General features: G+C 35.1%; 27 protein-coding genes and 1 tRNA gene. 7 read left to right on the top strand and 21 right to left on the bottom strand.

The window, feature by feature from the left end; translation table 11 throughout:
• Window positions 1-471, bottom strand: a complete 471-nt coding sequence (locus tag GYX25_RS02805) for a YhcH/YjgK/YiaL family protein (RefSeq protein WP_174786655.1) — start codon at window positions 469-471, stop codon at window positions 1-3.
• Between the two features lie 153 nt (window positions 472-624).
• On the opposite strand from GYX25_RS02805, the gene GYX25_RS02800 reads away from it, so the two are divergent.
• Window positions 625-1,413, top strand: a complete 789-nt coding sequence (locus GYX25_RS02800; protein WP_174786654.1) for a glycosyltransferase family 25 protein — start codon at window positions 625-627, stop codon at window positions 1,411-1,413.
• 594 nt (window positions 1,414-2,007) lie between these two features.
• Here the strand turns inward: GYX25_RS02800 and GYX25_RS02795 are convergent.
• From GYX25_RS02795 to GYX25_RS11305, 5 genes are all read right to left on the bottom strand, one after another.
• Complete coding sequence (locus tag GYX25_RS02795) at window positions 2,008-2,499, bottom strand: hypothetical protein (RefSeq protein ID WP_174786653.1); 492 nt, start codon at window positions 2,497-2,499, stop codon at window positions 2,008-2,010.
• A complete protein-coding gene (locus GYX25_RS02790; RefSeq protein WP_174786652.1) occupies window positions 2,500-3,270 on the bottom strand; it encodes an EndoU domain-containing protein in 771 nt (256 codons plus the stop codon).
• Between the two features lie 30 nt (window positions 3,271-3,300).
• A complete protein-coding gene (locus tag GYX25_RS02785) occupies window positions 3,301-3,546 on the bottom strand; it encodes a hypothetical protein (RefSeq protein ID WP_174786651.1) in 246 nt (81 codons plus the stop codon).
• Window positions 3,547-4,184: 638 nt separating this feature from the next.
• On the bottom strand, window positions 4,185-4,595 hold the full coding sequence (locus tag GYX25_RS02780) for a barstar family protein (RefSeq protein WP_174786650.1): 411 nt from the start codon (window positions 4,593-4,595) through the stop codon (window positions 4,185-4,187).
• A gap of 12 nt (window positions 4,596-4,607) precedes the next feature.
• Window positions 4,608-6,326 carry a VENN motif pre-toxin domain-containing protein gene (locus GYX25_RS11305; protein WP_174786649.1) on the bottom strand — a complete coding sequence of 573 codons (1,719 nt, stop codon included), beginning with the start codon at window positions 6,324-6,326 and terminating at the stop codon, window positions 4,608-4,610.
• Between the two features lie 418 nt (window positions 6,327-6,744).
• On the opposite strand from GYX25_RS11305, the gene GYX25_RS11355 reads away from it, so the two are divergent.
• Window positions 6,745-6,885 carry a SymE family type I addiction module toxin gene (locus GYX25_RS11355; protein WP_174787026.1) on the top strand — a complete coding sequence of 47 codons (141 nt, stop codon included), beginning with the start codon at window positions 6,745-6,747 and terminating at the stop codon, window positions 6,883-6,885.
• Between the two features lie 11 nt (window positions 6,886-6,896).
• Here the strand turns inward: GYX25_RS11355 and GYX25_RS02765 are convergent, their stop codons facing one another.
• The 10 genes from GYX25_RS02765 to GYX25_RS02720 form a co-directional block, all read right to left on the bottom strand.
• Entirely contained in the window at window positions 6,897-7,358 is a 462-nt protein-coding gene (locus GYX25_RS02765; protein WP_174786648.1) for an SMI1/KNR4 family protein, read from the bottom strand.
• A gap of 5 nt (window positions 7,359-7,363) precedes the next feature.
• Window positions 7,364-9,103: an HNH/ENDO VII family nuclease gene (locus tag GYX25_RS02760; RefSeq protein ID WP_342211581.1), complete on the bottom strand. Its 1,740-nt coding sequence runs from the start codon at window positions 9,101-9,103 to the stop codon at window positions 7,364-7,366.
• 260 nt (window positions 9,104-9,363) lie between these two features.
• Window positions 9,364-9,843, bottom strand: coding sequence for a DUF2247 family protein (locus GYX25_RS02755; protein ID WP_091346720.1), 480 nt, complete (start codon window positions 9,841-9,843; stop codon window positions 9,364-9,366).
• A gap of 2 nt (window positions 9,844-9,845) precedes the next feature.
• Window positions 9,846-11,570: a VENN motif pre-toxin domain-containing protein gene (locus tag GYX25_RS11300; protein ID WP_174786646.1), complete on the bottom strand. Its 1,725-nt coding sequence runs from the start codon at window positions 11,568-11,570 to the stop codon at window positions 9,846-9,848.
• A gap of 268 nt (window positions 11,571-11,838) precedes the next feature.
• Window positions 11,839-12,255, bottom strand: coding sequence for an SMI1/KNR4 family protein (locus GYX25_RS02745; RefSeq protein ID WP_091125320.1), 417 nt, complete (start codon window positions 12,253-12,255; stop codon window positions 11,839-11,841).
• Window positions 12,256-12,269: 14 nt separating this feature from the next.
• The gene (locus tag GYX25_RS11295) at window positions 12,270-14,366 is read right to left on the bottom strand and encodes an HNH/ENDO VII family nuclease (protein WP_174786645.1); all 2,097 of its coding nucleotides are present in this window, start codon (window positions 14,364-14,366) and stop codon (window positions 12,270-12,272) included.
• A gap of 534 nt (window positions 14,367-14,900) precedes the next feature.
• Window positions 14,901-15,173 (bottom strand): hypothetical protein, encoded by a 273-nt coding sequence (locus GYX25_RS02735; RefSeq protein WP_091346716.1) that lies wholly within the window; start codon window positions 15,171-15,173, stop codon window positions 14,901-14,903.
• Window positions 15,174-15,226: 53 nt separating this feature from the next.
• Complete coding sequence (locus GYX25_RS02730; RefSeq protein ID WP_091346714.1) at window positions 15,227-15,547, bottom strand: hypothetical protein; 321 nt, start codon at window positions 15,545-15,547, stop codon at window positions 15,227-15,229.
• Between the two features lie 47 nt (window positions 15,548-15,594).
• On the bottom strand, window positions 15,595-15,828 hold the full coding sequence (locus GYX25_RS02725; protein ID WP_091346712.1) for a hypothetical protein: 234 nt from the start codon (window positions 15,826-15,828) through the stop codon (window positions 15,595-15,597).
• Window positions 15,829-16,604: 776 nt separating this feature from the next.
• A complete protein-coding gene (locus GYX25_RS02720) occupies window positions 16,605-16,934 on the bottom strand; it encodes a DMT family transporter (protein ID WP_091346708.1) in 330 nt (109 codons plus the stop codon).
• 737 nt (window positions 16,935-17,671) lie between these two features.
• Between GYX25_RS02720 and GYX25_RS02715 the strand changes: the two genes are divergently transcribed.
• The 4 genes from GYX25_RS02715 to GYX25_RS02700 are packed head-to-tail and all read left to right on the top strand — an operon-like array spanning window position 17,672 to window position 19,306.
• Window positions 17,672-17,944: a DUF4190 domain-containing protein gene (locus GYX25_RS02715; protein WP_091346706.1), complete on the top strand. Its 273-nt coding sequence runs from the start codon at window positions 17,672-17,674 to the stop codon at window positions 17,942-17,944.
• Window positions 17,945-17,970: 26 nt separating this feature from the next.
• A complete protein-coding gene (locus GYX25_RS02710; RefSeq protein WP_174786644.1) occupies window positions 17,971-18,387 on the top strand; it encodes a hypothetical protein in 417 nt (138 codons plus the stop codon).
• A 1-nt stretch (window position 18,388) separates the two neighbouring features.
• Entirely contained in the window at window positions 18,389-18,682 is a 294-nt protein-coding gene (locus GYX25_RS02705; RefSeq protein WP_174786643.1) for a hypothetical protein, read from the top strand.
• 15 nt (window positions 18,683-18,697) lie between these two features.
• The gene (locus GYX25_RS02700; protein WP_091346701.1) at window positions 18,698-19,306 is read left to right on the top strand and encodes a hypothetical protein; all 609 of its coding nucleotides are present in this window, start codon (window positions 18,698-18,700) and stop codon (window positions 19,304-19,306) included.
• 113 nt (window positions 19,307-19,419) lie between these two features.
• Here the strand turns inward: GYX25_RS02700 and GYX25_RS02695 are convergent.
• Window positions 19,420-19,495, bottom strand: a tRNA-Lys gene (locus GYX25_RS02695).
• A 194-nt stretch (window positions 19,496-19,689) separates the two neighbouring features.
• Between GYX25_RS02695 and GYX25_RS02690 the strand changes: the two genes are divergently transcribed.
• On the top strand, window positions 19,690-20,361 hold the full coding sequence (locus tag GYX25_RS02690) for an OmpW family outer membrane protein (protein ID WP_091346699.1): 672 nt from the start codon (window positions 19,690-19,692) through the stop codon (window positions 20,359-20,361).
• Window positions 20,362-20,413: 52 nt separating this feature from the next.
• Here GYX25_RS02690 and GYX25_RS02685 read toward each other — a convergent pair whose 3' ends face one another.
• The 4 genes from GYX25_RS02685 to GYX25_RS02670 all read right to left on the bottom strand — a co-directional run bounded on the left by GYX25_RS02685 (window position 20,414) and on the right by GYX25_RS02670 (window position 26,013).
• Window positions 20,414-23,272 (bottom strand): valine--tRNA ligase, encoded by a 2,859-nt coding sequence (locus tag GYX25_RS02685; protein ID WP_174786642.1) that lies wholly within the window; start codon window positions 23,270-23,272, stop codon window positions 20,414-20,416.
• A gap of 199 nt (window positions 23,273-23,471) precedes the next feature.
• Window positions 23,472-24,320 carry a pantoate--beta-alanine ligase gene (panC, locus tag GYX25_RS02680; RefSeq protein ID WP_091346695.1) on the bottom strand — a complete coding sequence of 283 codons (849 nt, stop codon included), beginning with the start codon at window positions 24,318-24,320 and terminating at the stop codon, window positions 23,472-23,474.
• An 11-nt stretch (window positions 24,321-24,331) separates the two neighbouring features.
• Entirely contained in the window at window positions 24,332-25,174 is an 843-nt protein-coding gene (gene panB / locus GYX25_RS02675) for a 3-methyl-2-oxobutanoate hydroxymethyltransferase (RefSeq protein WP_174786641.1), read from the bottom strand.
• The gene (locus GYX25_RS02670) at window positions 25,171-26,013 is read right to left on the bottom strand and encodes a Rossmann-like and DUF2520 domain-containing protein (protein ID WP_091346692.1); all 843 of its coding nucleotides are present in this window, start codon (window positions 26,011-26,013) and stop codon (window positions 25,171-25,173) included. Before GYX25_RS02670 ends, panB begins: the two co-directional genes overlap by 4 nt.
• Window positions 26,014-26,030: the final 17 nt, after the last annotated feature.

Raw genomic sequence — 26,030 nt, 5'->3', positions numbered from 1 at the left:
TTATAAATAATCCAGTGCTATTTTCACCACAACTTTGCGAACTGTTTCAATTTTATTACCAACAGCACAAAGCGGCTTATGTACCTCATTGGGCAAAAATACAATAAAATCATTTTGTTGTAATATTAACATGGTTTCTTCTTTTGGTGTTTCGACAAAAGCAATATCGTTTTCTGCCAATTTATTGTCTAACATTTTGGTATAGGGCGGTAACATGCTCACAGCCATTCCCTCTTGCCCTTCCAGAACAATCTGAACATCGATATATTTTTCATGATATTCCGGCTTAGCATCATAAATATGACGCGTTTGACTCTCAGACACCATAAAGAACATCTTATCGCCATCAATATCATAGCGCCCTATAGGTGTATTAATATTGACGTTGTCTTTAATATATTCAATAGATTGTTTTATTCTGGAAGGTAAATAAGGAACTAACCTTAAATGATTAATATTACCTAAAATCATACTAAAAGATCCTTAAAATATTGATGAAAATAAATACCGACAATTAAATTACTCACAACTAATATACCCCATGATAATCTAATTTAGTTGATAAAGAGTATATACTTAAGTCATCTGTTTTTGTAGATCATTTGTTAATAAGTTTTTATTGATATGTTACAATTTGGAGATCATTATAAAAAAGGTAAACAAATGAAGATTTTTATAATAAATTTAGAAAAAGAATCAAAAAAAAGAGAACACATCAAAAAAGAATGCGAGAAATTAAAACTAGATTTTGAAATTTACAATGCCATTGATGGCAATACTTTATCTGATTCATTTATTCAAAATACGGTCTACGATTATCCAAATAACCTTTTAACAAAGGGTGAAATAGGCTGTGCACTCAGTCACTTAAATATATATAAAAAAATTATTCAAAACAATTTACCTTATGCCTTAATTCTCGAAGATGATGCCGTATTAGATAAAAAATTACCTGATTTCTTAAATAGCTTTAAAGCTAAAAATACTAAAAAAGGTATTTTTTTATTAACTGCCGATTTTCACTATCTTGTTAACAAAAAATTTAACTTAGATAGTTTTGAGGTTTTTGAAGTAACAAGAGCAGTTAGAGCCAATGGATATATCATCACTCATGATACCGCAAAAAAGTTAATTAAATTTTTATTTCCTATTCGCTATGAAGCTGATATGTTTAGAATAATGAAGTTATGTACTGGTATCAAATTATATGCAACATTACCCAGTCTGATAACAACTAATGATAAGAATTTATTAAATTCATCAATACATACTGATAGAGCACCACTCATCAAGCAACGTTCTGAGTATAGAAAAAAGCTATTTAAAAAAGATAAGAAAAAAAGAATGATAGCATTATGGCTTAGAAAACAATTCATTAGTAGGTTTGAAAAAACAAAATACTATATAGATTAGACATTCGATCAATAAATCTATTTTAAAGAGCCTTGGCATAATTAAAAAAACAATATTTTCCCAAACTATTTTGGGGGTGAATATTAAATTTGGGAGAAAACCTAATTACTTAATAAATTATTCTCAACTGAATTTTTATCTGCAGCCCCCTATATTCACACCTTAGATATCATTACCCTCGACAGCTATCACTGTACCTAAGCCACTCCTGACTGGGGTTCTGTTCACAGTTCAAGCCATCTTTGCTAACAAAGAAAAGACACAAAAACACCGCAAAAAACTTAAATAAAATCAATACCTTTCCTGACCAATTTTTTGTAAGTAAAAAATAGTAACTTAATGTGTTTTTTATGTTTTAAACAGAAGGAGATATGCCACAATAAGCAATGCAACAAGTAGGCTTTATTTTCTACAATAGTGCATACTAAGCAAAAATTACCAATTAAAAAATTAATTATAAAATTTAGTGACAGTATCAATTGTCAATTTTCAATAATGAATACTCTAACATAGGCTAGGATTGTCGGGTTGGGTTTGAACTACTGCAGCTCTAGAAAGTAATCAAAGATCCCCGTTCTAGGGATCTGGGTTTTGTTAACATGCGTAAGGAACCAGATGAGAGTTTGGTAATCCATTATAGATATCAATTGCTTCTTGACCTTCAGCAATAAACTCAACATCAATAGGTCCAGGCGGATTATTAGGATCTTTATAATCTCCTTCTAAAAAAGTTTTATATTGCTCTAACACATATAAAAGCTGCTCTCTGGTCATGATAACTTGTTGCTCTTCAACATATTCAGTACCAATAAAAACATAATCCCCAGTAATCAATACCCAGTGAGCATTACCAATGCCAAACATGCCATCAGGTGCTCGGCTATGTTCTAAATCTGTCAGATTGTTAATCCAGATATTGACTGAGTTTATTGAATATTGAATATCGTTACCTAACCAAGCAGCAATTTCACAAACTCCATATCCTTGTTTAGGCGTATATCTGATATTTTCATCAAATAACAATCCTGTCGGGCAAAATTCTTTATATTCATTTAACCAAGATAAGAATATTTTTTTACTCTTCATTTATCTTTTACCTTTATAAATTGGCCATGCTGTTGCTCCGGTTCCATTTGGTTTTTTATAATAATCTTCCATTTTTATTCCACTTGAAGACATTCCCTGCCACATGTTTTTGTATTTTTGATGTGGTTTCGAGTTTTCAAAAGCACTTTTAATTTCCATTTCTGTTTGGCGCTTAGACCAATGCTCAGGGAAGAAGGTTGTTTCAGCTTGTTTTTTATACCATTTCCCAGTTGCAGGATCTCTAACTGATATATAACCTTTTGTGACACCATTAGCATCTGCAGCACCTGTCCATGTATCTACTCTAATATTCGGATCTTTTAAATAATGCCCTCCTGTACCAACCTTGGTACCATTTGCATAAGTTTTTATCTCACCATTTAAAATATGTTCAGTATTGATCGTTACCTGAGTACCTTTACCAGCTTGTTGCTGAACTAATTCTGCCGGTGTGGAAGATGGTTTAAAGTCCTCAAGGTATTCTCCAAATTTATTTCCTGTATGCGTTGTCCCCTTTCCAGCTTTTACTCTATTAATCCCCTCACTTATTTGCTCTACTTCTTTTGCCGATAACTTCTGCCCTGTAGCTCTAGCTTTCCAAGCTAAATCGCTCAAACCTTTTGCAGTAACTCCACCTGTTGAGAGTGAAAATAACAATTCCGCATCTGATGCTGATATGCCTAATATCTTAGAAAGCCCCTCTGCTGTTTGCGTGTGATAGGTTTTACCATTATAAATGACCATTAACCCCATTACACCATTATCAGCCATTGACCATGTTAAAAAAGAATTATCTCTTTATTACTTATATCTATCTGGCAAAAACTCCTTATGTTCAATGCCTTTTAGAAGTTCTAACAAATCATCTCTTACCCACGATAATTCTTCTTTATCCATGAATTCTGTATGTTGGTTTATTTGCTCATTGGTACAGTATTCCAACATGAAATTGACACAATCTAAATATATAGTAATTTCACTTTCGGAAAGTCTTAGATCAAATAACGTTACTGCATTAGCTACATATTCTTGTTTTAATAACTCCATAATTCACCCCTTAAAATAATTGGAAACTTATCCCTGAACTCTTGTAGTTTTTCACTACTTGGTCGTCCCAACGACCATCTTTAATTCGTTTTGTCGTATTGTTTCTAGGATTTTTATAAGAAGTAACAACTTCACCATCCGGTTCAATAATATGAACTCTACCATTAGGGCCTAAAATACCCCATCGACCATCATCCTGAACAAGAATATCAGAGGTCTTGAGTTTTCAATATCATTAATCACTTCACCAACAGGGCGTCCTTGTTTATTTCTAATTTCCGCATGTTCACCTCGAGTTATTTCTGCATTTAGGGCATAATCCCGCCAATCATTTTCTGGAATTTGATTTCCACCAGTATGAGTTGAACCTAATTCATCTGGTTCTAAAGGTTGATAACCTAGAAGAGGATCTTGTGGTTTAGGTATTGGGTATCCTTCTAATCTTGGCTGCTCATTAGGATCTATAGCTATTGTGTTCTTATAATCATTTAATAACGCTCATAAGTTTTTGGTACTGCTTCTTCAAGGAGTTGATCTCCATTGGATCGGCTAATGCAAGTTCAATTAGATTAGTAAAAAATAAAACCTGCATTAGTTATACACTTGTAAGTTAAAACCTTACTTGAGATGAAATCAATTTATTCTACAAGTAATACTATAAAACCTTTTGTTTTTCCTTCTACTACAGTATGAGTAACTTCCTCCGCCCAAAAAGGAAAAATAGTCTCATCAAATTCATTTAAAATCTGATCTTTTTCTTTAGGATAACAACTCATCATTTTTGTAAAATTTTCTATAACTAATATATATCCATCATATTGATCTATCCATGTCAAATCTCTCATCCAATCGTTATAAGCATCAATACTCGTTGTGTTTGAAAAAATACCTGATGGAAATTGGAAAGCTACAATTATTGCATTCATATAATCATTAGTAGTAGAAATAATTGATCCATCAATTTTTGCAATATAATAATTTTTGAAATTTAACTTTTCAATATATTGATTTTCTTGTTCTTTATTAATATGAATAATTTGGTTCTTCATTTTAATTAATCTCTATTTGGTTATTTTTATAAATGTTTGATAATGATTATTTGTATAATAAACAGAACCATTACTTCCTCGAACAAATCGTTCGGCGTCTCTGGCTTGTCCTTGAATTCTATTATTGACATCAAATTCTCTATAAGTGATTGGATTTCCATTGCTATCAACTTTAGGTAATTGATTATCACTATTTTTAAATATTCTTCCTGCATTAGTTCCTGGAGTCTGACCATTAAAATTACCATTCCAACCATTTTTTTCATATTGTGAAAATGTATTTTTAACATTATTTGGAAGCTCATCAAGTTTCTTTTCTTTAATATTCTCGGTTGAATTAGGTTTCTTATTATCTTTATCATCATCAGGCGGTAATCCCGGAGCACCGCCAGCGGCAACACTTCCTGAACCCGATACTGCATTATTGTTATTATCGTTATTACCGGATGATTCATTATAAATTCTATCACCAAAAGTTTGGTTACCAAATCTAGGTTTATAATTAGGGATTAGGATTGTACTAGGTGCATATATACTCTCTAATTCTTTTAAATACCGATTTGTTATCTCATCATTTCCCATCATCAACAATGTAATAAGGTGATCAAGATCTTCTGAGGAAATATTATCTGCAATAGATTGGGCAACAGCAGCAGTTATTCCAGCTTTAACACCATATTCTATAATTTTTTTAGTAACTAATCTCCTACAAGGTGCTGCTAATGAACATCCTTTTATAACTACTTTACTCAAATAATTATTCTCAACCGCATTTTTCCCCGCAGCAATGCCAGTATTCACATCTTGAATATCACCACCGGCAGCGGCTATCGCAAGACCTGTCGCAAGTTGTGATAGGGCGCTGACTTTTTGCCTTTCTTCTTGGCTTAGGTTTTTGATGTCTTTATCAGGGTAAAGGATACCCGCAATCACTTCAGCACCCCGTTCACCTATCGCTGCACCCATGCCACCCACAAGTGCAGAGTTGCCTTGCAGCTCAGCAACCACCGCACCGAGTATGGCATGGCTGACCGTGTTGGCAACGGTGTTTCCTTCGGTCTGTTGTTTGATAATTGTAGCAATTTTTGGTGCTAATGCCCCTGCGGCTGCCCCTTTCATGTCGCCACTGATTAAGCCGTTGATAAGGCTTACCGCCATGTCAATGCCTTGACGAGTGCTACTGCCCATCGCCGACATCCCTTGGTTCATCGCTTCTTTGTAAGCTTCTTCGTAGATTTTTTGTTGCTGCTCGTCGGTTAAAACCAGGCCTTGTTCTTCCGCTTCTTCTTGCTCTTTTTTAAGCTGTTTTTTCGCTTCTGATGTTGCGCGTATGCGGTCGATATGGTTGAGCATGGTTAATGTTTCACCACCTATCTCACTCACTAACTGTGTTTGCTCGATGATGTCTTGCTCTTTCTCTTTGTTAAAGATATGATTGAGCTCGTTATTGGCATGCTCCGTATCCCGACTTAACTCGTTGATATCTTGTTTTTGTTCGTCTTTGTTGCGGATAATTATCGTCCCTTCCGATACCGCTGAATGCGTGGTCGAACGTTCACTTTCGCTTTTGTTGCGACTGGTTGGCATCGATGGCATACCGCTAGAGCTAACGCTTGCACTGCTGCTACTGACTTGGTAGTCCGCTTTGTTTTTGATATCACTAAAGCTGATTGTGCCCGTGTCTAGGCGGTTTTGGCTCTTGTCTTCCGCTTCTGAGGCTATTACCGCCACGGTCAGCACAAAAAATCAAATAAAATCAATATCTTTTCCAACCGATTTTTTGTAAGTAAAAATAGTAACTTAATGTATTTTTTATGTTTTAAATAGAAGGAAATATGACACAATGCGCAATGCAACAAGTAGGCTTTATTTTCTACAATGTGTATAAAAATAGTAATGACTAAAGTGCATACTAAGCAAAAATTAGCGATTTAAAAAATTTAATTACAGGATTTAGTGACATAATTAACTGTCACTTATTTTTAATAACGAATACACTAATATAGGCTAGGATTGTCGGGTTAAATTTGAGCTACTACAGATAAAACAACAAGTAACGCAGCAGTAACAGCCGGCAACCTGCTACCACTACTAACCTCTACTAACTATCAAGGAGTTAACTATAGCTAAGACATATTCTTAGCTAAAAATAAACCACAGACAAAGCCCCAGACCACAACTGACCATTAAAGGCAGGTCGCTTGAGCAATTCGGCTTTTATGTGAGCAGCCCTGTTATCATTAAGATTGAACAGGGCAAGTTGATTGTAGAGATTGATTTACGAGTTTAAAAAACTATAACTTATAAATAATCTTTAATTCTTTTATATAAAAATTCATAAAAATTAGTAGCATAAAACTTACATTCAGCAGATGGGAACATAATGTATATTGGACATTCCCCATTATCAAATTTAGTATAATCAAAATAATACACATCACCAAAATCTGTTTGGCTAACAACAAGTTGTGTGTTTTTTATAATGTTATTTTTCATATCAATGATATGATGATAAATAATATCCCCACCATTAACCGATTCAAAATCTAATCCGTAAATGCTGTATATTTCCTCTCCACATATTTCACCACCACGGTATTCACGTAAAAACCATTTATAAGAATTAGTTAAAGGAAAACCTAAATATTTTTCAGCTTTTAAAATCCATGATTCATCAACCGCATCTTCCGGAGTACCAAAATTAACTATATTTTCGTTTTTATTGATGAATTCAATTAGTACATTTTTTGTTATTTCATTCATAATTTTTACCTATATGTTTTTGCTCTTTCGATCCAATATTGAGTTTTCCATTTATTGAACTCACCTCTATTAATTCCCGAAGGAATAGTATTAGGATTAACATGAATCACAGTTTTATTTTGTTGATGAAATGTTTGTGTAACTTCAGCAATAGCTCCATTTTTATTTTGTGTCATATGGTATAAATTAATCGAATTTCCATCATGACCAATAGGTGTTCGACCAGATGCCATTCTTTCTAAATTTGTTCCTTTAATTATTTTCCCTTTATCTGTCCAAGTTGTCATCAAATTCGGATCAAACAAATCATTACGTTGATAAACCTTATTACCATTAAACTCTATAGGATCTTTGCTCCAATATTTTCGCTCTTGCCCAAAATATTTTGCTGCATCAGCCTGTGTTGCACTATTCGTTCCCTTTCCGGCTACTCTATTAATATCCTGACTTATTTGCTCTACTTCTTTTGCCGATAACTTCTGCCCTGTAGCTCTAGCTTTCCAGGCTAAATCGCTCAAACCTTTTGCAGTAACTCCACCTGTTGAGAGTGAAAATAACAATTCCGCATCTGATGCTGATATGCCTAATATCTTAGAAAGCCCTTGTGCTGTTTGCGTATGATAAGTTTTGCCATTGTAAATGACCATCAATCTAGTCGCACCATTATCAACCATTGACCATGTTAAATATGCACTTGGTAAACACCCAAATCCTGAGACGCAACCCGGTGATAATGCGACTGCTGCCATTCCTTCTAAGACAGCCATCCCAACTTGAAGAGTACCTCCTGCTCGGGTACTTATACTGTATTCACTATCATAATAGGTTATTGTATCTGAAATCTTATTACCTGTCGTATAGTCAAATAATTCTTCAATTTTTTTATAAGACTCTTTACCCCCTCCTGTAATATAAGGTGGCAATTCAACTTCAATTTCAGCTGTTTGACCTTTCAATTGTTCCCTATAAGACTCTAACTCAGGGCTATTACCCAGCTCTTCTAGTGCTAAATACGCTGCTTTATCTGGGTCATCATCCGCTAATCTAGCTGAACAATGAATTAATGCACAAGCTGCTGCACGATATGATAAATCTTCTCGTTCGTTTCCTTTAACAAGCTCTTCAATACGTTTCTTTTCTGTAGGGGTAAGTAGTCGGTTATTCTCAACCGCATTTTTCCCCGCAGCAACGCCAGTATTCACATCTTGGATATCACCACCTGCAGCAGCTATCGCAAGACCTGTCGCAAGTTGTGATAGGGCGCTGATTTGTTGCCTTTCTTCTTGGTTTAGGTTTTTGATGTCTTTATCGGGGTAAAGGATCCCCGCAATCACTTCTGCACCCCGTTCACCTATCGCTGCGCCCATGCCACCCACAAGTGCAGAGTTACCTTGCAGCTCGGCAACCACCGCTCCGAGTATGGCATGGCTGACCGTGTTGGCAACGGTGTTTCCTTCGGTCTGTTGTTTGATAATGGTGGCAATTTTTGGTGCGAGTGCCCCTGCGGCTGCCCCTTTCATGTCGCCACTGATTAAGCCGTTGATAAGGCTAACGGCCATATCGATGCCTTGACGGGTGCTACTGCCCATCGCCGACATCCCTTGGTTCATCGCTTCTTTGTAAGCGTCTTCGTAGATTTTTTGTTGCTGCTCGTCGGTTAAAACCAGACCTTTGTTTGTTGCTTTTAATTCGATGTTATTGCCAATCTTGATGTCAAAGCCCCCTTTGCTAACGCCAAAAAACACAATTAAAATCAACGTTTTTCCTGATTTATTTTTGTAAGTAAAAATAGTGAGTTAATGTGTTTTTTTATGTTTTGAAGAGAAGGAGATATACCACAATAAGCAATGCAACAAGTAGGCTTTATTTACTACAATAGAGCATAAAAAATAATAATGCCTAAAGTGATGCTAAGTAAAAATTAATTATAAAATTTAGTGACAGTATTAACTGCCACTTTTTACTGGTAAATATACAAAATTTAGGATAGGGATAGAATCATTTTTTATTTCCAAATATTTTCTTGGTTATCTAAATATTGTTTCCAATTAAAATATAACCGCTTTTCATTTTCCTCTTGAGTATGCTTAGAAGGATCATAATCATTAGATACAGGCATGTATCTCACGAAAGACTCTATTTCTTCAGGATAATCAAAATTTTCATAAATTGCTTCTACTTCACCTAATGGATCTTTAATGTCATTACGAATATTATATAATTGTAGTAACAAAATATATAACCATTTTGCGTTACTATAATTCTCTAAAGACCCAGCAATTTTATTCAATAAATCATCTAACTTAAAAATATTAGAGGAATTAACCATTGATAGTTCAAATACATCTTGATTACTACTACCATTAATAATCATATCATTTGCATAATTGATGACATCTTTCCAGCCAATAATATGATTCCGATATCCCCATGAAATATCTTTCCAATTTAGATAAATTTTATTTTTATTTAAATTAAAATTCATGATTATTTAACCTTCTGATTAGGTTTCCCATTTATTTTACCACCTGAAATAAACCGTTGATGTGTAATATTTTGAGTTTTAGGATCTATAATATATTCAAATATACCACTTTTACCATTAAAAGAACCTTCTGTTTGTAATAAGGTTCGCTTAACACCATCACCGCCTGTTATTGTAAATACCTTACCTTTTTTAAGTTGTTCTTTGGTAATGAAGCTTGCTGCTCTATGCGATGGATCAGCTTTTAAGCTACTACCAGATCTATTATAAGCAATAATTTTATCAGCTACTCCAGATAAGGTTTTTAATTGGGCTACCTTTTGAACAACTTTTGAAGCAGCATTTCCCAACACAAATCCACCAGTAATTTCACTCCCAATTCTTCCTTGGGCATATCCAATCATATAACCCGCTGATTCAGGATCATGTTCTAAAGCATATTCATAAAGTTCTTGCCATTCAGTTGCCGAAACCTTTATATTATCATAAACTTTATCTAAATTCGTGACCACTTCATACATACCTACAGCTGTATCTATAGGATGTATAATAGTATCTATAATACCTGATACTGTATTAGCAGTTCCGTCTAAAACTCCGTCAAGCTGTCCTCTCCCTTCACCTTGAACATATGCACTGACTTTTTCACCATCTCCATCAAATAATTCTAGAAGCTGTAGTTGTTCATTGAGTCTTGTTTCATTCTCCCATGCTAGCATTGCTGCAGAATTATTCTCAACCGCATTTTTCCCCGCAGCAACGCCAGTATTGATATCTAGGATATCACCACCGGCAGCAGCTATCGCAAGGCCAGTCGCTAGTTGTGATAGGGCGCTGATTTTTTGTCTTTCTTCTTGGCTTAGGTCTTTGATGTCTTTATCAGGGTAAAGGATCCCCGCAATAACTTCAGCACTCCGCTCACCCATTGCTGCACCCATGCCACCCACAAGTGCAGAGTTGCCTTGCAGCTCAGCAACCACCGCACCGAGTATGGCATGGCTGACCGTGTTGGCAACGGTGTTTCCTTCGGTCTGTTGTTTGATAATTGTAGCAATTTTTGGTGCTAATGCCCCTGCGGCTGCCCCTTTCATGTCGCCACTGATTAAGCCGTTGATAAGGCTTACCGCCATGTCAATGCCTTGACGAGTGCTACTGCCCATCGCCGACATCCCTTGGTTCATCGCTTCTTTGTAAGCTTCTTCGTAGATTTTTTGTTGCTGCTCGTCGGTTAAAACCAGGCCTTGTTCTTCCGCTTCTTCTTGCTCTTTTTTAAGCTGTTTTTTCGCTTCTGATGTTGCGCGTATGCGGTCGATATGGTTGAGCATGGTTAATGTTTCACCACCTATCTCACTCACTAACTGTGTTTGCTCGATGATGTCTTGCTCTTTCTCTTTGTTAAAGATATGATTGAGCTCGTTATTGGCATGCTCCGTATCCCGACTTAACTCGTTGATATCTTGTTTTTGTTCGTCTTTGTTGCGGATAATTATCGTCCCTTCCGATACCGCTGAATGCGTGGTCGAACGTTCACTTTCGCTTTTGTTGCGACTGGTTGGCATCGATGGCATACCGCTCGAGCTAACGCTTGCACTGCTGCTACTCACTTTGTAGTCCGCTTTGTTTTCGATATCACTAAAGCTGATTGTGCCCGTGTCTAGACGGTTTTGGCTCTTGTCTTCCGCTTCTGAGGCTATCACCGCACCTTTTAAGTCGGTGTTGTTGCCCACCGTGATATCATAACCGCCTTAAAAAAGACATAAAAACTCAAATAAAATCAATATTATTTCTAACCGATTTTTTTGTAAATAAATAGTATATAAAAATAATAATGTCTAAAATGTCTAAAGTGCATACTAAGCAGAAATTACCACTTGAAAAATTAATTATAGAATTTAGTGACAGAATTAACTGTCACTTTTTTAATGAAAAATACACTAATATAGGCTAGGTTTGTCGGGTTACGTTTGAGCTACTGCATTTTAATTGATAACATACTTAATTTCCATTAATCCATACCTGTTCAACCCAATCTGCAAGATCTTTCCAAGAATCATCGCTATAACCATCTAATGTCCAATAATGTACTGTATCATCAGGAAGTAGACAATAATAACTACCATTATCTTCACATATTGGTAACCAATCATTAGGTAAACCTTGCTCCCTTGCTTCATTTAATACAAATGATAATTCAGAAGGATATTTCTTTTCTTTAGTAACTGATAATAATTCAATTGTTCCATAAAAAATATTATCTGCTTCTTTAAGAAGTTCTCTATAATCTTTTGAAAAACAGAAATTTATTTCTTTCTCATAATTATCAAGCAAATTATCATCAGGAAGAGGTATATTGATTACCTCTCCATTTGATAATTTTTTTAATTGCTCAATAACATTAATTAACTTACTCATTGTTATTCCTCCTATCATTTAAAATCATTGGCTCTATTTATCCAATAAGAAGAACGCCATTGATTAAATTTATTTCGGTCTATTCCTGATGGTATAGTATTATTATTGATATGTATAGTGTTGCTGTTACCTTTATGAAAACTTTGGGTTACCTCTGCAATAGGACCGTCTTGTCGTTGAGTCATATGATGTAAATTAATTGGTTTGCCATCATAACCTATTGGTGCCCTTCCTTGTTCCATAAGCTGCAAATTTGTTTTTCCTGATTTAGGATCGATATATTTAGGATCAAACAAATCATTACGTTGATAAACCTTATTACCATTAAACTCTATAGGATCTTTGCTCCAATATTTTCGCTCTTGCCCAAAATATTTTGCTGCATCAGCCTGTGTTGCACTATTCGTTCCCTTTCCGGCTACTCTATTAATATCCTGACTTATTTGCTCTACTTCTTTTGCCGATAACTTCTGCCCTGTAGCTCTAGCTTTCCAGGCTAAATCGCTCAAACCTTTTGCAGTAACTCCACCTGTTGAGAGTGAAAATAACAATTCCGCATCTGATGCTGATATGCCTAATATCTTAGAAAGCCCTTGTGCTGTTTGCGTATGATAAGTTTTGCCATTGTAAATGACCATCAATCCAGTCGCACCATTATCAACCATTGACCATGTTAAATATGCACTTGGTAAACACCCAAATCCTGAGACGCAACCCGGTGATAATGCGACTGCTGCCATTCCTTCTAAGACAGCTATCCCAACTTGAAGAGTACCTCCTGCTCGGGTACTTATACTGTATTCACTATCATAATAGGTTATTGTATCTGAAATCTTATTACCTGTCGTATAGTCAAATAATTCTTCAATTTGTTTATAAGATAATTTAATTCCTCCTGTAATATAAAGTGGCAATTCAACTTCAATTTCAGCTGTTTGACCTTTCAATTGTTCCCTATAAGACTCTAACTCAGGGCTATTACCCAGCTCTTCTAGTGCTAAATACGCTGATTTATCTGGGTCATCATCCGCTAATCCAGCTGAACAATGAATTAATGCACAAGCTGCTGCACGATATAATAAATCTTCTCGTTCGTTTCCTTTAACAAGCTCTTCAATACGTTTCTTTTCTGTAGGGGTAAGTAGTCGGTTATTCTCAACCGCATTTTTCCCCGCAGCTACCCCAGTATTGATATCTTGGATATCACCACCTGCAGCAGCTATCGCAAGACCTGTCGCAAGCTGTGATAGGGCGCTAATTTGTTGTCTTTCTTCTTGGCTTAGGTCTTTGATGTCTTTATCGGGGTAAAGGATCCCCGCAATCACTTCTGCACCCCGTTCACCTATCGCTGCACCCATGCCACCCACAAGTGCAGAGTTGCCTTGCAGCTCAGCAACCACCGCACCGAGTATGGCATGGCTGACCGTGTTGGCGACGGTGTTTCCTTCGGTCTGTTGTTTGATAATAGTTGCTATCTTCGGCGCTAATGCCCCTGCGGCTGCCCCTGTCATATCACCACTGATTAAGCCGTTGATAAGGCTAACGGCCATATCGATGCCTTGACGGGTGCTACTGCCCATCGCCGACATCCCTTTGTTCATTGCTTCTTTGTAAGCTTCTTCGTAGATTTTTTGTTGTTCTTCTTCTGTTAGTCCCTTGTTTTTATTTTTTTCTTTTTCCTTTTCAACCGCTTTTTTCGCTTCTGATTCTGCTCGCATACGGTCTATATGGTTGAGCATCGTTAACGTTTCACCACCTATCTCACTCACTAACTGTGTTTGCTCGATGATGTCTTGCTCTTTCTCTTTGTTAAAGATATGTTTGAGCTCGTTATTCGCATGCTCGGTATCTCGACTTAACTCGTTGATATCTTGTTTTTGTTCGTCTTTGTTGCGGATAATTATCGTCCCTTCCGATACCGCTGAATGCGTGGTCGAACGTTCACTTTCGCTTTTATTGCGACTGGTTGGCATCGATGGCATACCGCTCGAGCTAACGCTTGCACTGCTGCTACTCACTTTGTAGTCCGCTTTGTTTTCTATATCACTAAAGCTGATTGTGCCCGTGTCTAGGCGGTTTTGGCTCTTGTCTTTCGCTTCTGACGATATCACCGCCACGGCTAACACAAAAAACAACAACAAAAAATTTAAATAAAATCAACACCTTTCCTGACCAATTTTTTGTAAATAAAAATAGTGAGTTAATGTATTTTTTATGTTTTGAATAGAGGGATATATGCCACAATAAGAAATGCAACAAGTAGGATTTATTTACTACAATGGCGCATACAAATAATAATGGCTAAAATGTATGCTAAGCCAAAATTAGTAATTAAAAAATTAATTATCGAATTTAGTGACAGTATTAACTGTCACTTTTTTTAATAACGAATACAATAATATACGTTAGAATTGTCAGGTTAAGATACATTCCAAGCTCAAATCAACCACAGACAAAGCACCGGCGGCACAATCCAACAAGCGATTTTACACCGTGGGGTACGTACCACAATGTATGAAGCCAGCCCCATCCTCTTCCCAACACTCACTATTAAGGTTGGATAAAATAGGTTAATTCTTGTACTTGCTATTCAATACTTGTAACTTAAAAACAAACTTTCTACTGGTTAACTAGAAATTATTAATCTATAAAGTGGAAGTTATTTCATTGCTAATTACCTTAATCCACACTTCTCCAGACTCCATTATTAAAGTTTTTGATTCTATTTTCACGAGTGCGATATAAGAACCAAATAACTCTTCACCATCAAGCATATTTTTACATTCAAATTCCTTCACATTTTTACAATGAATTTTTCGTAAAGAATGCCCATCACAAGTACTCCATATGTCAAAAATCAGATCACATCCCAAATTACTAAACTCAATAGTTCCTAAACATATATCTTCATATTTCATAATTTATTCCATAAAATGCCCCGTAGAATATGATTGATCATCAGTTTGAGTTACTACAAATTATCACTGCTTGGATATTTAATAGAACATATTGAACTAGTTAAAGTCATATCTATCCATCCTTGCATCTTAAGATAATAATACCCTGTTTCAGGATTTTTTGAGATTTCAAGTTCACCTATATATGCAGGTAAAATATTATGTTCATCTATATTATTTTTATATTTTAGATCAATAATATTATTAATTAATATAGTACAAACTTCATCTCCATTATCCATGTTCAATATTTCCATAATAATAAAGTTTTTATCTAACTCTAAACTGAATAAAGATAGATTAATATCTATTAGCTTAAGAATGTAATCTTGCATTATTTATCCCTATTAATAAAATTGACCTGTAGAATGGTTTTGATCTTCTAAACGATTAAAATTATAATCAGTCCGTTCATTATATTTGCTTGTAATTGGCTGTCTACCGCCTCTGAATACCAGTAATCTTTATTGTCTTCATAATATTTATTAAAATCAATCCGTGCTTGCTCTTCCGCACTTAACTGATTATAGGCTTTCTCCGCTTCTTTTTTCGATAACGCTTCCTTGTTTTTATCTACCTCTTTTTGCGCCTGTAGGCGGTCATATTTGTTTATCACTCCTTTTACCTGTTGAGCGATGTCTTTAACTAGCTCTACCGATTCTAATTTGTCTAGCTCTTTTTGTTTGTTAAATATCGGTTTGAGTGAGTTATTCGCATGCTCGGTATCTCGGCTTAGTTCGTTGATATCTTGTTTTTGGTCGTCTTTATTACGGATGATGAGTTGCCCATTTTCTACCGCTGAATGCGTTATGCTGGACTCTTTTCCACTGTTTTGATACGCCGTCGGGGCGCCCGGTCGCCGGTGCCTCCACTCACCGAAACATGGCTAACTTTAAAATCCGCTTTGTTTTTGATATCACTAAAGCTGATTGTGCCGGTATCAAGGCGGTTTTGGCTCTTGTCTTTCGCTTCTGAGACTATCACCGCCACGGCTAGCACAAAAAAACACCAAGAAAAACTTAAATAAAATCAATACCTTTTCTGACGGATTTTTTGTAAGTAAAAATAGCAACTTAATATGTTTTTCGTGTTTTGAATAGAGGGAGATATGGTGCATGAAAACAATGATTGATTACAAAAACGATAAAATGATAGAGGTGAGCACTATCTAATATTTTGGCGAAGTTCAGAATTTAGTCACAGAATTAACTACTATCTTTAAATAACAAATATACAAAATTTGGGAAATACCACTAGGCTGTTAATCGTATTACAGCAATAAAAAGTTACCTTATAATATTGATTAGGATAAATACCTAGAGACAATAAAAAGGAAACAGCTCAGATCAACTAAGATTTACTGCGATAGCAGCGATTTTAATAAATGATTAATCAATGTGCCACTTTCGAAAATAAATTAATAATCACAACACCAAGCATGATAAATCCCATGCCAATTAATGCAGCTAGATCCAATGTTTGTTTTAAAAAGATCCATGCAATTAAACTTATTAACACAATTCCGATTCCAGACCAGATAGCATATGCAATACCTACAGGAATGGTTTTTAATGCTAACGAGAGTAGATAAAACGAAGCACTATAGCCCAAAATTGTAATAATGGAATAAGTGATGTTGGTAAACCCATCAGATAGTTTCAATGAAGAAGTTGCAATAACTTCACAAATAATTGCAAAAAAAAGTAATAAATATGAGTTCATATTAATGCCTATAATCGTCAAATAAAAAGCTGACTATCTAAAATTAAAGTTTTAGAGAAATCAATATCTAATTAACTGTTAAACGTTAATAGATAAAAACAATATTTTGTTGCCTTATTTTGATAGAAAGGTAAAGATAGATAGCTATTAACGCTTGAAAAGAAAGATCTTTAGATAGCTTAGGCTTCTATTTTAAAAATACTTATTGATTATCAATAAAATGAAAACAAAACCATATACCAAAACAGATCCGTTATTTCTATATAATAGCAATTATTATACCTAAAAATAAGGAACTTTGTAGTGCCTTTTTATTTTTAAAATGCGAGCCTGCACTTTTACTTCTAAAAACAAGATTAAATGACTTTTACCTGCTGTTTTTTTTATTTTATATGACTCCTTACATATTGATGTACCTATCCTTCTAGATAGAAAAATATCTAGTAGTTCTGTTGTCCTGATTAAATTATAGGTAATGCTTTCACTTCTAGTAATACTTTTATACCAATATAAGTTAATAGAATAAAAAACACCACTTAGTCGCTTTATTATACTTATCATCATAACTTATTACTTTTAAAAAAAATTTGAAAGATTACAACGATCAGTAAAGTCAATCATGATAGATAAAACCTATTATAATATAATATATTGATCTGTAAAACCGATCATAATATAATAATCAACCTCTTTAACTTAACCTTTACTTAAATTTAATAAATTTTTATGGAGACAAAATGGAACAACAAAAAAAAGCAACAAGTTATTTATCAATATCGTCAATGGTGTGCGGTATTATTTCAATAATACTTCCAATGGCTGGGTTTAACATAGTTGTCGGGATTATAGCAATAGTGCTGGGTGTAATAGGTAAAAATGATGTAATAAATAACCAAAAAGACGGCCTAGGGTTTGCTAAAGCAGGAATTATTTGCGGAATTATTGGTATTGCTATTTGGCTTTTATTTTTAATTATTGTTGGTAGTACATTGCTAACATTTATGCATTAATTAATAAATGTTATAAGGAATTAAGAATGAATAAATTACTTATTAGCATTGTGTTAACCACAGGTTTTTTATTGTCTGGGTGTGTGACTAAAGCTGAAAATGGGCAGATGATTTTAAAAGATGAAACAAAAGAAACTATTAAAACGAAAATAAAAGAAGGAAAAACAACTCAAAATCAGATAAGAAAAACATTTGGAGATCCTGTAAATACATATTTTGATGGTGGTAAGGAAGTTTGGGCATACCATTATAATTATAGTAAACATGATTTTACATTAGATACTATTCCATTCGTTTCAATTTTTTATAATAAAAGCAATTCTAATGGTCTATTCAAACAATTAACAATTCTTTTTAATAATAATAGTACAAAAACAGTGTATAAATACTCTTTTTCAGAGGCTAATCACAAAATAAATAATACATCGGGAGTAGGGCAATAAAATGAAAAAAATAATTAGTTTTGTGTGTGTTAGTGTTTTAGGTTTTGTTTTGGTTGGTTGTGGTGATAAAAACACAATTACTTATGATTTAAAAACAGGTAAAGCAACAGCCAGCGGTTTTGATTCAAAAGCCCCTAATTTAAATGGTTTGGGTTATATGGGCATTATGAATGAGATTAGTAAAAATTGTAATCTCGATATTGCCACACTTGCTATGAATTTAAATATTGACGGTAAATACACAACAAAAGTTTGTAAAAACGGTATTACCTACAAATTAATTAATGCTAAGTAGAACGGGAATAAAACAATGAATAAAATTATTGGATTAAGTAGTATTACATTATTAAGTTTAGTTTTAATGGGCTGTGGAGATTCAAATACCGAGAAGTTTGAAGATTTTGCTAAAGATGCTGTAAAGGACAAAAAACAGCTAGTCGTATTTTATGATATCAAAAATAACAAGAATTATAATTATAGTTATTACCAATTTATTGGGGAAAGTACCTCTTCAAAAATCGATCAATTTTTAAGCTCGCCAATGATTAAAGATTGCTCAATCAGTAAAGAAAAAATGAATGAAGTAGCCCTATCTAATGATTCTATTACTTTTACTTGCGCGTATTCATATAAAGATGTATTAACAAATATGGACACACCACCAGATAAAAAAGTGAAAATAAAAATAGTAGGTGAAAAATCATCAGATAACCAAAGTATTCTTGACATGAACGATATAAATTTCTTATTAAACTTCAAGGATAACACAGTATATAACAAAAGTGTCGATGAAATAACAGGTAATGTTAAGAGCACTTTGATAGAAGGATTAAAACAAACATGTAAAATTTCTGATGACAAACAAGTATATGATGATTGCCTTTCCCCGCATTCAAGATTAAAAATAACAGGTTTATAAGTCTTTTATACAGAATTAGAGGGTTAGCCCTCTTTTTTTATAAGTTTTTTTAATCGATATTTTGTGAAGTTTTTATTTTGATTAGCGATTGGATAAACGTTAAAATTAAGGAATGGTGGGTTGTGAGGGGATCGAACCCGCGACCAATTGATTAAGAGTCAACTGCTCTACCGACTGAGCTAACAACCCACTGAAATATTAGTCTACATTGTATATAGGTTTAAGCAATAATGCAAATCACCAATCTCATTTTATTTAGTAAAATTTTGAGATAAACTTCAATATTGCTAGATTATTAAATAAGTCTATGTTTTACTATAGTGCGTTTTTTCAACATAATTAAATATTATATAATGAATTATAAATAAATTGGGAGAAAAGAAATGAAAATATCATCAGTTGCTATGCTTATCACAATGGGATTATCCAGCGCGGTAGCTTATGCACATACTGCAAATGAAATTATTGTTCGTGGTGGGCCAGTTTATGTTCACCCTCAAGATAAAAGTGATCATGTTAAAGTTGGCGGAGCCAAAAGTGATCTAAAAGCAAAAGCCGATAACGATACTCAACTTGGGTTAAATTTCCAATATATGGTGACGGATAATATTGGTGTCGAACTCTTAGCTGCAACACCTTTTAGCCACCAGGTTAAACTAGGTGGAGGCAATTCAACAGGGCTTGCTGGTGCTCATTTAGGTAAAATTAAACATCTACCACCAACATTAAGTGCTGTTTGGTATCCACTTGATTCACAATATGAGTTACAACCCTATGTTGGAATGGGTATCAACTATACCTTCTTTTTTGACGAAAAACTTAGTGGCGAAGCCAAAAAAGCGGGATTTCATGGTTTAGATCTCGATAGTTCTTGGGGCTGGGCTGCACAAGTCGGTGCTGATTATACTTTAAATGATAATTGGCTTTTGAATGCTCAAATACGTTATATCGATATTGAAACTAAAGCGACTACCCATTTAGGCAATACTAAAGTTACCGCTAATTATAAGCTTGATCCATGGGTTGCAATGATTGGTGTAGGTTATAAATTTTAAATGAGCAAATATAAAAAAACCTCTCAAACGAGAGGTTTTTTTATTACAAAGATTAAAGATTTTTTATAGCGACATACTGCTCTTGCAGTTTGGCTTTATCATCAATATAACCTTGTTGTTTTTCTTTTTCTTTAGCAACTACTGCTGCTGGTGCTTTATCGACAAAGCTGGCATTAGATAGTTTATTTTCAATACGAGAAATTTCGCCATTGATGCGTTCAATTTCTTTTTCTAAACGCGCAAGTTCGTTTTCTTTATTGATTAATCCTGCCATTGGGATTAGCAATTCGGCGCCATCAACCAGTTTGGTGACCGACAATGGTCCTGTTTCACCATCATCAAGCAAAACAATTTCAGATAATCTTGCTAATGATTCAATAAAATTGATGTTATCAGCAATGATTCGATGCACTGTTGGTGAGCCTTTTCGAATTAATAACTGCAATGGTTTGCTTGGCGCAATATTCATTTCAGCACGAATGTTTCGTACGGCAATCACGACATCTTTTATCCAATTAATATCGGCTACTGCTTGATCATTTGAATGCTGTTCATCAAAAGCAGGCATTGGCTGTAACATAATGGTGTCAGCGCTTATATTCATTAAGCCTTTTACATTTTGCCAAATTGCTTCAGTTATAAATGGAATAATCGGGTGCGCAAGACGTAATAGAGCTTCTAATACCGTAATTAACGTATGGCGAGCTGCGCGTTGCTGTGACGGTTCGCCATTGGCTAAAATGGATTTGGTTAGCTCTAAATACCAATCACAGAATTGATTCCATGTAAACTCATATAAAATATTAGCTGCTAAATCAAAACGATAAGTATCAAATGCTTCTCGGTAAGCTTTAATAGTTTGATTAAATTCGGCTAAAATCCATTTATCTGCTAAAGAATAATCTAAATCCCCACCTTTAAAGCCACAATCATGCCCTTCTGTATTCATCAACACATAACGGCTAGCATTCCAAAGTTTATTACAGAAATTACGATAACCTTCTAAACGTTTTAAATCCCAATTAATATCACGCCCTGTTGAGGCTAATGCTGCTAAAGTAAAGCGTAGCGCATCAGTCCCGTGCGCTTCAATACCATTAGGGAACTGTTTTTGAGTACGTTTAGCAATTTTTTCAGCTAATTGAGGCTGCATCATATTGCCAGTACGTTTTTCTAATAAAGCTGGCAGTGAGATACCGTCAATCATATCTAAAGGATCAATAACGTTTCCTTTAGATTTAGACATTTTCTGCCCTTCTTCATCACGAATTAAACCTGTGACATACACTGTTTTAAAAGGGACTTGTGGTTTACCATGTTCATCTTTAATAAAGTGCATGGTCATCATGATCATTCTAGCTACCCAGAAGAAAATAATATCAAAACCAGTTACCAGCACATTAGTTGGATGGAATGTGGCTAAATCATCAGTATTATTCGGCCAACCTAACGTTGAAAATGTCCAAAGTGCAGATGAGAACCAAGTATCAAGCACATCATCATCTTGTTTCAGTTCAATATCATTGGCAAGGTTATTTTCGCGTCGCACTTCAGCTTCGTCACGGCCAACATAAACATTACCTTGATTATCGTACCAAGCTGGAATACGATGTCCCCACCATAATTGACGCGAAATACACCAATCTTGAATATCATTCATCCAAGAAAAATACATATTTTCATACTGTTTTGGTACAAATTGGATATCACCATTTTTTACTGCATCAATAGCAGGCTCGGCAAGCACTTTTGCTCGCACATACCATTGATCGGTTAGCATAGGTTCGATCACAACGCCACCACGATCGCCATATGGAACGGTTAAATCATGCGGTTCAATTTTTTCTAAAATACCCAATGATTCGCATTCTGCAACGACTGCTTTACGAGCAGCAAAGCGTTCCAATGTTTGGAACTGAGCTGGAATAACTGGATCATAAGCATCGCTTGGTTCACCATTGGTATCAAATACTTCAGCTTGCTGACGAATATCACCATCAAACGTTAAAATGTTGATCATCGGTAATTGATGACGTCGCCCAACTTCGTAGTCATTAAAATCGTGTGCAGGGGTAATTTTTACGCACCCTGTACCTTTGCTCATATCAGCATGTTCATCACCCACAATAGGAATACGGCGATTAACAAATGGCAATATCACAAATTGACCAATCAGATCTTTATAGCGAGGATCTTCAGGATTCACCGCAACCCCTGTATCACCAAATAAGGTTTCAGGACGAGTGGTTGCCACCACTAAATAATCTTTGCCGTCGGCTGTTTTGGCACCATCAGCTAACGGATAACGTAAATGCCACATTGAACCTTTAACTTCGCGGTTTTCAACTTCAAGATCAGAAATAGCTGTACGTAATTTTGGATCCCAATTGACTAAGCGTTTACCACGATAGATAAGATTTTCTTGATATAATCTCACGAATACTTCTTTCACTGCATTTGATAGACCTTCATCCATGGTAAATCGTTCACGATCCCAATCAACTGAATCCCCTAAGCGACGCATTTGCTTAGTAATGCTACCGCCTGATTCGGCTTTCCATTGCCAAATTTTGTCAATAAAAGCATCACGCCCATAATCATGGCGTGTTTTATTTTCTTCAGCCGCAATTTTACGTTCAACCACCATTTGCGTTGCAATACCAGCGTGATCGGTTCCTGATTGCCAAAGGGTATTATTACCTTGCATGCGATGATAACGAATCAAAGCATCCATAATGGTTTGCTGAAAAGCATGGCCCATATGTAAACTACCTGTCACATTAGGTGGTGGAATGGCAATACAATAACTTGGTTGTGATTTATCACCACTGGGTTTAAAGTAACCGCTTTGTTCCCAATGCTTATAAATAGGTTGTTCAATTTCTTGTGGGTTATAAGTCGTGTTTTTCATAATTAATGCATCAATCCTGATTTAAGGCATAAAATGGTTGCTATTCTACAGTAAAATAGCCAAACAATAAATTAGCAGAACAATAAACTCATTGATTTAATCGAATTGTAAAAATTTTTATAATACGATGAATAGCACAAAAAAACCGCCTTATATTAAGCGGTTTTTTGATATCTATCATTGTAAATATAATTTGTAATTAGTGGTGTTGATAAATAAAATTATCAATTAATCGTGTTTTACCAATATAAACCGCTAGTGCACATAAACTATCTTGCTCAAGCCTATCAACCGATGTTAATGATGCTAGATCGACAAATTCAATATAGTCAATCTTGGCTAAAGGTTGATTGACAATAAGATTATGCATAGCTTTTGTTATAACAGTTACCGACTTTTCTCCCTGTTTTATCATTGCATTAGCGCATTCAATTGCTTGATAAAGGCACACGGCGGCGGATCGTTCACATTCCGACAAATAACTATTACGTGAACTTTTAGCTAGTCCATCTGCTTCACGCACAATAGGGCAACCAATAATTTCAATGTCGAAATTCAGATCACTGACCATACGTTTAATTACCGCTAGCTGCTGTGCATCTTTCTGTCCAAAATAGGCACGATCAGGTTGTGTGATATTGAATAATTTTGTAACAACCGTGCAAACACCTTTGAAATGCCCTGGACGCCTTTTTCCACATAAAGCATCTGTTAAACCATTAACATCAACATAGCTGTTAAAATTAGCATCATACATTTCACTGGCAGTTGGACAAAAAATCAAATCTACCCCCATCTTCTCACAAGCGATTTTATCCCGTTCTAAATCACGTGGATAACTAGCAAGATCTTCTGAAGGACCGAATTGTATAGGATTAACAAAGATCGTCACAATAACTTTTTGATTATCTTTTTTAGCCGCAGCCATTAAACTCTGATGACCTTCATGCAGATAGCCCATGGTTGGAACAAGCCCTATACTATAACCAGCCTGCCGCCAAGCTTTAACTTGCTCTCGTACTTGTCCAATTGTCGTTACAACATTCATTTAGTTATCCCTTATGATTGAAACTCAGATTTAAGTTTGCTCATTACCTCACTATCAATCGCAAATTCATGGATCGAAGCTGGAAATTGTTGCTGTTTTACCTCTTGGCAATAATCAGTAAACGCTTGTTTCATATGATGACCAATTGGGGCAAAAGATTTGACAAATTTTGAAGAAACACCATCATACATAGACAACATATCTTGATAAACTAGCACTTGCCCATCACAATTTACACCTGCGCCAATACCAATAGTTGGAATACTCACTAATTGTGAGATCAATTTTGCTAAATCAGCAGGTACACATTCAAGTACAATCGCAATCGCGCCAGCTTGTTCAACCGCTAATGCATCAAGAACAACATTTTTAGCATCTTGATAATCTTTACCTTGAACTTTGTATCCCCCTAATGCAAGAACAGATTGGGGCATGAGTCCAATATGCGCAACAACCGGAATAGAAGCTTGCGTAATCATTTTGATGTGTTCACTAAATGCTTGCCCTCCTTCAAGTTTAACCGCTTGAGCCTGACCTTCTTTAATTAGGCGACCGGCATTGAAAACTGCATCATACACAGATGTTTGATAAGACATAAAAGGTAAATCAGTGACAACAAATGCCGACTTAGCGGCTCTTGCAACCGCTTTGGAGTGATGGATCATATCTTCCATAGTAACCGATACGGTGCTATCGTAACCTAGCATCACCATACCTAAAGAATCCCCCACTAATAAACAATCTACACCACTTTCATCCATTAATTTGGCTGTAGTGTAATCATAAGCAGTTAGCATGGTAATTTTTTGTCGGTTTTGTTTACGTTCTTTTAAAGTGGCAATCGTATTTTTCAAGGTAACAGCTCCAGTTCTAATTGTCGATAGTCCTTGTTTGGATGCTTTGTTCGACTAATATTAAGTAAAATAGCAGATAATTGCTGATAAATAGGTTTTAATTCGGAAGGCATAGCCATTATATGTTGTTTGATAACTTCAATATCGCCACGTTCTATAGGTCCAGTTAAAGCATTAATCACCCCAACTTTACATATATTTTTAGCATTTCCTAAAAATAACGGATGCCAAGCTTGTTCACTAAACTCAGTATCTAACCCACATTGGTCAAGTAAATCAACACCAATTTGTACCAATGCAATAACTTGATTACTCAACATAACACAAGCCGCATGATAAAGAGGCTTTTTATTCGCAGGTAAAATGGCTAAAGGATTTTTTAGTGAAACAAAAAAGTTTTTTAATTGAGGGATAATACTTTCATTTGCCTCAAGCGTAAAAGAAACACCTGACATAGCGGTATAGCATTCAAATCTATCATAAATGGCATATAAAGGATGCAATGAAAACGCAAATGGATGAACAATTTTATGTTGGCTAAATATATGTGACGTCAACAGCCCACTGCAATGACCGATCCATTTATTGGCAATAGGTAATTGGCAAAGTTCTTGCCAAACAGTGGCTATTTGGCTATCTGATACAGTAACCAATAAACAATCACAATCATTAACTAAATCAGCTAACGATGCATAAGCTTGACTATGAGTAAAATCACTTGCCTCTTTTGCATGTTCATAAGATCGGCTATAAAACCCAGCAATCGACATTCCACATAAAGAAAAATACTTAGCTAAGGTGCAACCTACTTTACCCGCACCAATAAAACCGATAATCATTGTAACTGTAAATTATT

It is taken from the genome of Gilliamella sp. ESL0254 (genome assembly GCF_013344985.1).
Classification (GTDB): Bacteria; Pseudomonadota; Gammaproteobacteria; order Enterobacterales; family Orbaceae; genus Gilliamella; species Gilliamella bombicola.
The sequence above is the reverse complement of the archived record's forward strand: the minus strand, read 5'-3'. Positions and strand labels throughout refer to the sequence as shown.